The sequence below is a fragment of the Streptomyces sp. E2N166 genome (genome assembly GCF_003671715.1).
GTDB classification, from domain to species: Bacteria; Actinomycetota; Actinomycetes; order Streptomycetales; family Streptomycetaceae; genus Streptomyces; species Streptomyces thinghirensis.
Genome location: NZ_RAIF01000012.1, coordinates 551,735 through 560,731, shown reverse-complemented (window position 1 = coordinate 560,731; position 8,997 = coordinate 551,735). Strand labels below are relative to the sequence as shown.

Below are 8,997 nucleotides of genomic sequence, written 5' to 3'. Positions count from 1 at the left end.
CCGCGCTGGCGGCGTTCGCGGACGCCGTGCCCGGCTGGGTGCCCGGGAGCCATGTCGACGTCGGCGGCGGGACCGGCGCGGCCACCTGGGCCGCCAGTGCCACCTGGGGCGGCGTCCGTCCGGTGACCGTGCTCGACTGGGCCGAGCCCGCGCTGGCCCTCGGCCGGGAGATCGCCGCCGCCCACCCGGCCCTGCGCGACGTGCGTTGGCAGCGCTCTCGGATCGGAGCGGCGCTCACGGTCGAGAGCACTGATCTCGTCACCGTCTCCTATGTGCTCAACGAGCTGACCGGCACCGACCGCGCCGCCCTCGTCGACGCCGCCGCCTCCGCCGCGCGGGCCGTCGTGATCGTGGAGGCCGGCACCCCGGACGGGTACGCCCGGGTCATCGAGGCCCGCGACCGGCTGATCGCCGCCGGGTTCCAGGTCGCCGCCCCCTGCCCGCACAGCGCCGCCTGCCCCATCGTCCCCGGCACGGACTGGTGCCACTTCGCGGCGCGGGTCAGCCGTTCCTCCCTGCACCGCCAGGTCAAGGGCGGCTCCCTCGCCTACGAGGACGAGAAGTTCAGCTATGTCGCAGCCACCCGGCTCCCGGTCGACCCCGCCCACGCCCGGGTGATCCGGCGTCCGCAGATCCGCAAGGGGCAGGTACTGCTCGACCTGTGCGAGCCCGACGAGCAGCTTCGCCGCCGGACGGTCACCAAGCGCCACGGCGACCTGTACAAGGCCGCCCGCGACGCGGACTGGGGGGATCCCTGGCCCCCGCCGGAGCCGGAGCCGGAGCCGGAGCCGGAGCCGGAGCCGGAGACCGATCCGCCTACGCGGTAGGGGCGTCCACCCCGCTCACGCGTCGTCCCGCTCACGACGTCTCGTCGCTCGCGGGCTCGCCTTCCTGTGCCTGCTGCCGCTGCCGCTGCCGCTGCCGCACAGGCTGTCGGCGAGACGTTCCGTCTTGTCAACCTGATAAATTCGGGACATGGCCGCTCAGAAACCAGCCCACGCCCCGACTCCCGCGCCCGACAGGCCGCATCCCGACGCCACCCGACGCAGTCAGCGGTCCCGTCAGGCCATCTACGACGCCGCTCTCGCCCTCGTCGCCGAGGTCGGCTACCCCAAGACCACCATCGAGGGCATCGCCGCCCGCGCCGGTGTCGGCAAGCAGACGATCTACCGCTGGTGGACCGCCAAGGCCGACGTCCTGCTGGAGGCCTTCCTCGACCTGGGGGAGCGGGCCGTGCAGGCCGCCGGCGAGGAGGCGTACGCCATCCCGGACACCGGTGACCTCGCCGCCGACCTCAAGGCCGTGCTGCGCGCCACCGTCGACGAACTGCGCGATCCGAAGTTCGAGGCCCCCTACCGCGCCCTGGCCGCGGAGGGCGTCGTCAACGAACAGCTGGGCCGGGAGTTCGTCACCAGGCTCCTGGAGCCGTCGCTCCAGCTCCACGCCGACCGGCTGCGCGCCGCCCAGGACGCCGGTCACGTGCGACCGGACATCGACCCGCGCATCGGACTGGAGCTCTTCGTCTCCCCGCTCGCCCAGCGCTGGCTGCAGCACACCGGGCCCATCTCCCACGCCTACACCGACACGCTCGTCGACTACGCGCTCCACGGGCTCGCTCCGCGATGACCAAAGAAGCCTGACCAGGGAAGTTTGTCCCTTCCCGACCCCGAAGCGCCGAATGGTGCGACCATAGGGCATGCTGGAGCGCACGACGGCGAGGCGAAGGGGATAGATGAGCGCGGAGTTCGGCGGTCGGAGCGGCCTGCAGGGCAAACTCTCCCAGTGGCTGCGCGGACGCCGCCCCAAGGAGGCCGCCGGTGACGGTGGCCGGGAGGATCTGCTGCTCGCCGCCGCCGGTGCGGGACTGCCGCTGGCGCCCGCCGCGCACCCGGCCGGATACCGCTGCTCGTGCGACCGCGTCGGCTGTCCCACCCCCGCCCGGCACCCGGTGTCGTTCGCCTGGCAGACGCAGTCCACCACCGACCGCGCGCAGATCGAGCGCTGGGCCCGTCACCAGCCCGAGGCCAACTTCATCACCGCGACCGGCATGGTGCACGACGTCCTCGACGTCCCCCTCCAGGCCGGTCGCGAGGCGCTCCGGCGCCTGCTCGACGCCGGCATCGAGGTCGGCCCGGTCGCCGAGAGCGACGACGGCCGCATGCTGATGTTCACCCTCACCCGGGGCACCCCCGAGGAGGAGGACGAGTGGTGGCCCTGCGAGCTGGACTGCCACCCCGAGACGATGGACGAGCATCCGGGCCTGCGCTGGCACTGCCGCGGCTCCTACGTCCTCGTACCCCCCGCCCGCCTGCCCGGTGAGGACCGGACGGTGCACTGGGTGCGCGGCCCGGAGCACCCGCTGCCGGACCCGCTGACCCTGCTGGAGATCCTCACCGACGCCTGTGCCCGGCACGCCGGCGAGGAGAGCGACCACGCGGGCACGGCCTGGCCCTCGCGCCGCTGAGCGAGCACGGCGCCACCTGCCGCTACTCGCCCTTCGCCGACGTAAGACCCTGGACCCGCCCCAGCACCGACACCTGTCCGTCCCCCGCGCCCCGCGCCGGGTCGAGCGCGACCCCGTTGGAGACGAACTCCATCGTCAGCGACTGCTTGATCTCGCCGTCCGTCAGCGCCAGTACGTCCTTGCTCGGCGTCGGCACCGACGCGCCCTGCGCCCAGGTCTGCTTCTCGAAGTGCCGCGTGGTGAAGAACACCAGCGCCCCGCCGTCCTCCGTGCGCAGCGCCAGCGGCGCGTGGTCGCCGTTCGTCAGCGGCTCGTCGATGTACTGCGTGACCAGGCCGGGACGGATCGACCGCTTCTCGCGCAACTCCCGCCAGGAACTGGTGTGGGCGCCGTCCGCGAAGGTCTTCCCGCCGTCCTTCAGATACGCCGTGTAGTCCCTGCTCAGGTCGGCCGGCGGAACTGCCAGGCCGGTGGAGTTCGCGGGGACGGCCTCGGCCCAGCCGTCCCGGTCGGTCTTGAACTCGGGCATCTTGTCGGGCGCGACCAGCGTCAGATAGGCCGCCTGCCAGGTCTCCTCCAGGCCGTCGCGGGTGAAGACCAGCAGCCAGCGGGCGTCGCCGCCCTTGTTGGCCTTGGTGTCCGCGACGAACCAGCGAGGCCAGCCCGCCTTCTTCGGGATCGTGAACTTCGCGTCCGTCAGCTCCAGCGGCGTGTGCGACGGGTTGCCGTCCGGATTGTTGGCCCGGCCCGCCTCCAGCCGCGCCGAGTCGATGGCGGCGAGGGCGCCGGTGGTGTGATCGGCGTCCAGGGAGGGGTCGTAGGCCTTGTCGGCCGCGTTGTAGGCGGAGGTGAACTGCTGGAGCGCCTTCGCGGCCTCGGCCCGCGTGGTCGACGGGAGCACCTCGCGCTCGCCGTGCACCACCACGCATCCGCTCGCCGTCAACGACAAAGCGGTCGCCGAGGCCGCTATCAGCGTGCTCCGGTCAAGCCTGCGGGGCCAACGAGGGCCGCGATCCCTGCTCATCAGGTTGCTTCACCTTCCCCTTCCCGGAGGCGAACCCTACCGGGGCGAGGGCCTGTCCGGCGGACCAGGTCGCAGGAAAGCGACGGCGCCCGATCAGCGCGGGTGAGCGGGGGTTGGTGCGTCAGCTGCAAGGCGGAGGAGGGCGACGGGGCGGAGCCCTGGCAACCGACGGCAACGCCGCGGACGGGCGTGCCGGCCCCCGTGTCCGCGGCATGATCCGCCGGACAGGTCCTGAGCGCGCGGGCGCCGGGACCGGGTACAGCGGCCACGCCGTGATCCCACGTCACGGCTCGCGCCTCGGGACGACCAGCGGCGCCCGCGTGCGCGGGTGCGGCAGTACCTCCACCGGCTGGTCGTAGACCTCGGACAGCAGCCCCTCGGAGAGGGCCTCCGCCGGCGGCCCGCCGGCCGCGACCCGCCCCGCGCGCAGGATCGCGACCCGGTCCGCGTACGCCGCCGCCAGTGAGAGGTCGTGCAGTACGACGGCCACCGCGTCCCCGGCCCGCGCCCGCTCCCGGCACAGCCGCAGCACCAGTTCCTGGTGCCGCAGGTCCAGTGCCGCGGTCGGCTCGTCGAGCAGCAGCAGGGGAGCGCGCTGCGCGAGCACCCGGGCGAGCGCGACCCGGGCCCGTTCGCCGCCGCTGAGCGCGGAGTACGGCCGCCCGGCGAAGCCGGTCACCTCCGTGCGCGCCATCGCCTCGGCCACGGCCGCGTCGTCCTCGTCCGCCAGGTCGCTCCCCGCCCAGGGCGCCCGGCCCATCCGGACCACCTCCTCGACCGGGAACGGGAACGACAGCGACGCCGACTGGGGCAGCACGGCCCGGCGCAGCGCCAGTTCCGGCGCGGACCACTCCGTCACCGGACGGCCGTGGACGCGTACGACCCCCTCGTCGGCCGGGACATCGGCGGACAGCGCCCCCAACAGGGTGGACTTGCCCGCCCCGTTGGGGCCGACCAGGGCGAGCAGCTCGCCCGCCCGGACGGTGACGGACACGCCGTCGAGGACCGGCCGGCCACCGAGGTGGACGCGCAGGCCCTCGGCCTCGGCGAGGACGTCGCCGGGCGCGGCCGGGGGCGGCGGCACCGGGCGGGACGGTACGAGGCGCAGCAGTCCCCTGGCGTTCACGGTCCTCGTGCTCGTGCCTCTCATGCCCAACCCCCTTGCCTGCGCCGGGTGCGGCGCAGCAGCCAGAAGAAGAACGGACTGCCCAGCAGCGCCGTCAGCACCCCGAGCGGCAGCTCGGCGGGCTCGGCGACCGTGCGGGCCGCCAGGTCGGCGGCGAGCAGCACCAGCGCGCCGAGCAGCGCGCTGCCCGGGATCAGGAACCGGTGTCCGGGGCCCGCCACCATCCGCAGCAGGTGCGGGACCACGAGTCCGACGAAGCCGATGACCCCGGCCACGCTCACGGCCGCCGCGGTCAGCAGCGCGATCACCAGGACGAGTACGACCCGCAGCCGCTCCACGTCCACGCCCAGGTGCCGGGCCGGGCGCTCGCCCAGCGCGAGGAGGTCGAGGCGGCGGGCGTACAGCGGGGCGAGCCCGAGTCCGAGCGCCGCGCAGGGCAGTACCGCGAGCACCTTCGGCCAGGTCGCCTGGGCGAGCGAGCCCAGTTGCCAGAAGGTGATCTGGTTGACCGCCGCCGTGTCCGCGAAGAACAGGAACAGCCCGATCAGCGCCCCCGCGAAGGCGTTCACCGCGATGCCCGTGAGGATCAGCGTGACGACCTCCGTGCGGCCGCCCGAGCGGGACATCGCGTACACCACCAGGACGGTGACCAGGCCGGAGACGAACGCGAAGACGGACACCGTCCAGGTGCCGAGGAAGTTCAGACCGAACGCGATGGCGGCGACCGCGCCGACCGCCGCGCCCGAGGAGACGCCGATGACCCCCGGCTCGGCGAGCGGGTTGCCGAAAACGCCCTGCATCAGCGCGCCCGCGCAGCCCAGCGAGGCGCCCACCAGCAGCGCCAGCACGATCCTCGGGAACCGCACGTTCCACAGCACCGACTCGGCCACCCGGTCCAGCTCCGTACCGCCGAGCCCGCTCCGGTTCAGCAGTGAGCCGAGCACGTCGCCGACCGGGATCGGGTAGGCACCGGTGCCGGCCGCGACCGGGACGAGGAGCAGGAGGCCGGCGACCAGGGCGGCGGTCAGCAGCCAGGCGGCGGTGCGCCGGCCGCGGGGCGGGGGAGAGGCAGGCCCGGCGGGCGCCCCGGGGCGAATCGGCTTGTCCAGTACGGTCACCGGGCGCCGTCCTCGCCGTAGAGCTGGGCCACGACCGACTTCAGCACCTGGTCGGTGCGCGGGCCGTAGTTGAGGAGTACGCCGTCCTCGACCGAGACGATCCGGCGGTCCAGTCCGGCCGGGGTCTGGGCGACGCCGGGGATCCTCACCAGCCCGTCGACGCCGCCGACCGATTCGAGCCCCTTGCTCATCACGAGGATCGCGTCGGGCGCCGCCTTCACGAGCGCCTCGCTGGTGATGGCGGTGAAGTCCTTCTCCAGGCCCGAGGCGGCCCCGGCGTCCACCGCGCCTGCCGCCTCGATCAGCGAGCCGGCGCCGGAGTCCCTGCCGCCGATGAGGTAGACGGAGGCCGAGCCGCGCAGGTACAGGAAGGCGACGCGGGGCCGGTCGCCGTGGGAGACGTCCTCGACGTCCTCGCGCACGGCCGTGATCCGGTCCTCCGAGCGCTGTGTCAGTTCCCTCCCGGCCGCCGGTACGCCGAGCGCGCCGGCGACCGCCCGGATGCGCGGGCCCACGTCGTCCAGGCCCCTCGCCGCCTCGACGAACAGCACCGGCACACCGGCGGCGCGGATCTGGTCCACGGCCTCCTCCGGCCCGGTGGTGGTCTCGGCGATCACCAGGTCCGGCCTGAGCGACAGCACGCTCTCGGCGGAGACGTCGTGGCCCCGGGTGACCACGGGGAGTTTCGCCGCCTGCTCGAAGGTGGCGGTGACGTCCCGGGCCACGACCCGGTCGCCGAGCCCGAGCGTGAAGACGATCTCGCTGAGGCTGCCGGAGAGCGGGACGACGCGCTCGGCCCGTTCCACCGTCACCCGCTCGCCGTCGGCCGAGCGGACGCTCACCGGGAGCCTCGGCTCGGGCCTCTTCGCGAGCGGCTCGACCCGGTCGGCGACGGGGTCCGTCGCCGCGGCGGCCCCCGAGCCGGTCCCGGTGCCGGACTCCGCCTCGGCGGAGCCCGCGCATCCGGTGGCGGTCAGGGTCAGGGCGAGCACGGACAGCAGTGCTCCCGCCAGTCGGTTCCGCAAGCGTCGCACGGTGGTGTCCGTTCCTCTCGTCGACCGCCAGTATCAGTCGGCTAGAGCTTAGGTTAGCCTTACCTTCGTTCGCTACCGGCCCCCCGATCCGGAGGACTTCGCATGCCCGCCCGTCTTCGCACCCTGGTCACCGTGTTGTGCGCGGCGGTCCTCGGAGCCCTGCTCCCCGTGACCGCCGCGCACGCCGAGAGCCGGACCGTGCAGGGCGGACGGCTCGACTGGGGCATCAAGTCGTCGTTCCAGAGCTATGTCACCGGGCCCGTCGCCAAGGGGAGTTACTCCCTGACCGGCGGAGCGGCCACCGTCGGCGGCAGCGCCTTCCGCTTCCACTCGGCGACCGGCGCCTACGACGGCGACACGGGCGCCTTCCGTGCCGCCTTCTCCGGCGGCGTGCACTTCCTCGGGCACCGCACCGGCGCCGGCGCCCATCAGCTGGACCTCACCGTCAGCCGTCCCACCGTGAGCATCTCCGGCTCCACCGGCACGCTCTTCGTGGACGTCACCAGCAAGGCGAAGGGCACCGGGGCGGTCACGACGTCCCGTCAGGTGCCCTTCGCCGCACTCTCCGTCGGCGGCATCGACATGAAGGGCGGCGGCGACGCCGTGGCTCTCGACAACCTGCCCGCCACCCTCACCGCCCAGGGCGCCAGGTCGTTCGCCGGGTACTACACCGCCGGGACCGCCCTCGACCCGGTCAGCCTGTCGGTGGACGTCCAGGCGGCGGCGCGGCAGCAGGAGCCGAAGCCGTCGAGCACGCCCGCCGAGGCCCGCAAGTCGCCCGAGCCGAGGCGGACCTCCGGCGGCGCGATCGAGGACGGCGCCGTCGACTGGGGCGTACGCCGCACCTTCCGCGAGTACGTCACCGGCGACATCGCCGACGGCGAGTGGGCCCTCACCGCCGGCGCCCAGGACGGCGGCGCCCTCTTCCGCTTCCCCGGCGGCGAGGGCACGTACGAGGACGGCGACCTCGCCGCCGCCTTCGAGGGCGCGGTGCGCTTCACCGGCGCGCACGGCCTCGACCTGAGCCTCAGTGCCGTACGGGCAACCGTCGAGGACGGCAGGGGCACGCTCTACGCCGACGTGGCGGGCCCCGGCCTCAAGGGCGAGAAGGTGCCCCTGGTCACCTTCGCCGCCGAGGGCCTGAAGCCGGCCGACGGCCTGGTGAAGATCACCGAGGCTCCCGCGAAACTCACCGCGCGCGGCGCGGAGGCATTCGGCGGCATGTACCGAGCGGGCACCGTGATGGACCCGGTCTCCCTGGCCGTCGCCCTCACCGCCGACGCGGAACTGCCCGCCCTGCCCGACCTGGGCACCGCTCCCACGACGAGCGCGAGCCCGCAGGCGGAACGGACGACCGGACCCGAGCCCTCCGCCGACCCCGTCGCGAGCGCCACCGACGACGGCGACTTCCCCGCCCTGCCCGTCTCCCTCGCGGCCGGCGCCCTGCTGCTGGTGGCCGCGGCCCTCGTGGCCGTCGCCGTCCGCAGGCGCCGCGCACAGCCCGCCGCGTCCCCCGCGGACGAGGGCTGAACCCACCGCCGCGGACGAAGGCCGAACCCGCACCGGACCGCGCGCCCGCGGCCCCACCACCCAAGGAGAACCGAGCCATGCCCGTCAGACGACGCCGCTCCACCGCACTCGCCGCCGCCGTGGCGACGGCCGCCGCCCTGGGCGCCACCGCGCTCGCCACCGCCGGCGCGACCACCGCCTCGGCGGCCGAGGTCCCGCTCAAGGACTACGAGCTGACGTGGGGCATCAAGCAGTCGTACCGCACCTACGTCGCCACCTTCGCGAAGGGCGGCTTCACTCCCGCGGACGGCGCGAAGCAGGCCGCCGGCAACGGCGCGTTCACCTTCGTCGACGGCACGGGCGCCTACGACTCGACCGCGCACACCATGAACCTCGCCTTCAAGGGCAGCCTGGCCATCGAGTCCAAGGCGCACGGCTTCGCGCTCACGCTGTCGGACGTGAGGTTCGACAGCGAGGACGCCGAGATCACCGCCGACGTGACCCGGGGCGGCACGACCGAGGACGACGTGCCGCTCGCGACGGTCACCGTCACCCGCGAGATGACGGACATGGCGACCACGCTGACCGAGGAGGCCGCTGAGGTCTTCGGCAGCGCGAGCTACAACGGCGCGGCGGGCGACCCGCTGACGGTGGTGCGGAAGGCGCCGCCGGCACCCAGCCCCACGCCCACCACGAGCGCCCCCACCACCGAGCCCTCCCCG

At 74.2% G+C, this 8,997-nt stretch carries 9 protein-coding genes; 5 read left to right on the top strand and 4 right to left on the bottom strand.

What is annotated here, in order from left to right:
* The 3 genes from EBH09_RS10250 to EBH09_RS10240 form a co-directional block, all read left to right on the top strand.
* A partial coding sequence (locus EBH09_RS10250; protein WP_121746701.1) for a small ribosomal subunit Rsm22 family protein occupies positions 1–827 on the top strand: 827 nt, incomplete at its 5' end.
* A gap of 148 nt (positions 828–975) precedes the next feature.
* Entirely contained in the window at positions 976–1,626 is a 651-nt protein-coding gene (locus EBH09_RS10245) for a TetR/AcrR family transcriptional regulator (RefSeq protein ID WP_121746700.1), read from the top strand.
* Between the two features lie 106 nt (positions 1,627–1,732).
* A complete protein-coding gene (locus EBH09_RS10240) occupies positions 1,733–2,464 on the top strand; it encodes a bifunctional DNA primase/polymerase (protein WP_121746699.1) in 732 nt (243 codons plus the stop codon).
* A 22-nt stretch (positions 2,465–2,486) separates the two neighbouring features.
* On the opposite strand, the gene EBH09_RS10235 is transcribed toward EBH09_RS10240, so the two are convergent.
* The 4 genes from EBH09_RS10235 to EBH09_RS10215 form a co-directional block, all read right to left on the bottom strand.
* Complete coding sequence (locus tag EBH09_RS10235) at positions 2,487–3,488, bottom strand: hypothetical protein (RefSeq protein ID WP_193776220.1); 1,002 nt, start codon at positions 3,486–3,488, stop codon at positions 2,487–2,489.
* A 283-nt stretch (positions 3,489–3,771) separates the two neighbouring features.
* Positions 3,772–4,638: a heme ABC transporter ATP-binding protein gene (locus tag EBH09_RS10225; RefSeq protein ID WP_121746697.1), complete on the bottom strand. Its 867-nt coding sequence runs from the start codon at positions 4,636–4,638 to the stop codon at positions 3,772–3,774.
* Complete coding sequence (locus EBH09_RS10220) at positions 4,635–5,732, bottom strand: iron ABC transporter permease (protein WP_121746696.1); 1,098 nt, start codon at positions 5,730–5,732, stop codon at positions 4,635–4,637. The genes EBH09_RS10225 and EBH09_RS10220 overlap by 4 nt, the downstream gene beginning before the upstream one ends.
* Positions 5,729–6,766 (bottom strand): ABC transporter substrate-binding protein, encoded by a 1,038-nt coding sequence (locus tag EBH09_RS10215; protein WP_121746695.1) that lies wholly within the window; start codon positions 6,764–6,766, stop codon positions 5,729–5,731. Before EBH09_RS10215 ends, EBH09_RS10220 begins: the two co-directional genes overlap by 4 nt.
* Before the next feature lie 102 nt (positions 6,767–6,868).
* Here EBH09_RS10215 and EBH09_RS10210 point away from each other — a divergent pair, with 102 nt between their 5' ends.
* Both EBH09_RS10210 and EBH09_RS38735 read left to right on the top strand, forming a co-directional pair.
* Positions 6,869–8,296: an HtaA domain-containing protein gene (locus EBH09_RS10210; protein ID WP_121746694.1), complete on the top strand. Its 1,428-nt coding sequence runs from the start codon at positions 6,869–6,871 to the stop codon at positions 8,294–8,296.
* 77 nt (positions 8,297–8,373) lie between these two features.
* On the top strand, positions 8,374–8,997 hold a 624-nt coding region (locus EBH09_RS38735), incomplete at its 3' end, for an HtaA domain-containing protein (protein ID WP_238697258.1).